This is a genomic window from Polaromonas sp. P1_E1_2 (assembly GCF_056406035.1).
The window spans coordinates 1-1,224 of the sequence record NZ_JBFUAZ010000882.1 but is presented as its reverse complement, the minus strand read 5'-3'; the positions used below and the strand labels follow the sequence as shown (position 1 = coordinate 1,224).

General features: G+C 53.4%; 2 protein-coding genes. Both read left to right on the top strand.

The window, feature by feature from the left end; genetic code table 11:
* Positions 1-259 precede the first annotated feature (259 nt).
* Entirely contained in the window at positions 260-688 is a 429-nt protein-coding gene (locus AC1D1P_RS23765) for a hypothetical protein (protein ID WP_477668250.1), read from the top strand.
* 245 nt (positions 689-933) lie between these two features.
* Positions 934-1,185: a hypothetical protein gene (locus AC1D1P_RS23760; protein ID WP_477668252.1), complete on the top strand. Its 252-nt coding sequence runs from the start codon at positions 934-936 to the stop codon at positions 1,183-1,185.
* Positions 1,186-1,224: the final 39 nt, after the last annotated feature.

Here is a 1,224-nt window from a genome sequence, read left to right as displayed (position 1 = left end):
GGTGTACGCGAATCGCCCAGAACGTTTTGAGATGTGGCACATCTTCTATGTTGATGCGGCGCGCAACTCGGTGATGGTCATGGATCCAGTGAGTGGTGAGCCAATTTCCTTGCGTACCTGGCGTTCGAGGAAGGAGAGTTGATGAAAACCGTGGGCGTGGGCCTTACATGTCGCTCGACACGGAAACATAACTGCAGGTTGCGGCTGCGCCGCGCGGGTTGTGCGCCGGGTCAGCGCGGACGTTAGGCGACGCAAAATCATGGCAGCCTCAGTCGGCCTGAAGCGTTTTACTATCATGTGGTTTTTAGGCAGCCTCGGAACCGTCGCATTTCTTGCCGCATTCACCGCAGCCATGCTCAATAACAATGGCTGGTTAGGATATTTACGCCTGGTTCGAGGTGGCGCGTACGCTACTGGCATCGTCATTCGCACCGACCCTCGAAACCATTGCCTTACTGAGTACACCTTTTCTGCCGGAGGCCAACGCTTCACCGGGGCTGGATCGGCTTGTGGCGCGAGTGCCGGTCAGAGGGTCGCCATTACATATCTCGTCACAGATCCAGCGCGCTCTTGCCTCGGGCCAGCGCTCGCCAAGCTTGAAAATGAACTGGCCACATTCGTGTTGGGAGGCATTATCTTCCCACCGTTCATAATCTTTGCGTTCCGTAGCAGAAGGAAAAGACCATGACCCAATCCCACGGGCATTCATGTTTTTTTTGCMATGTGGCTGCTGCCCTGGTTGTATGTGATCACTGCATTGAGGAAAAGAAGACTGTCCGCCTAGAATTCGTTTGCGGGGTTTGGCCTTTTTTTATCGACCTGAACGAAGCTCAAAATGAACAATAAGTCTTTGAACAACAAGCACCTGGCTGGATTTTCAGTAGCCAGGTTATACCGCAGACCTTGCGGTATACATTACGTTAAACAGTAGAAATGAAGCACGATCCATCACGCCAGGAAGCGCTCGAGAAAGCACGCGAGTTGGAGGAGCTTTCTCGCAATCTCAATGCCAATTTCGAGCATGCAAGCTTGCATCGGGAGATTCCGTGGTGGCAGCGCTTTGCTTCCAGAGACCGAAAAAACTTCTGGCGCATGCCGGTTTGGCTATGGGCTCCCGCTGTTGCTGTTCTAGTCGCACTCTTTGTTTTGGCTCTTCTCAGAGTGGGAGGGCATCTTGCTACCTAACATGTCAATCGACACGGACCCACAACAGCAGGAGGCGGC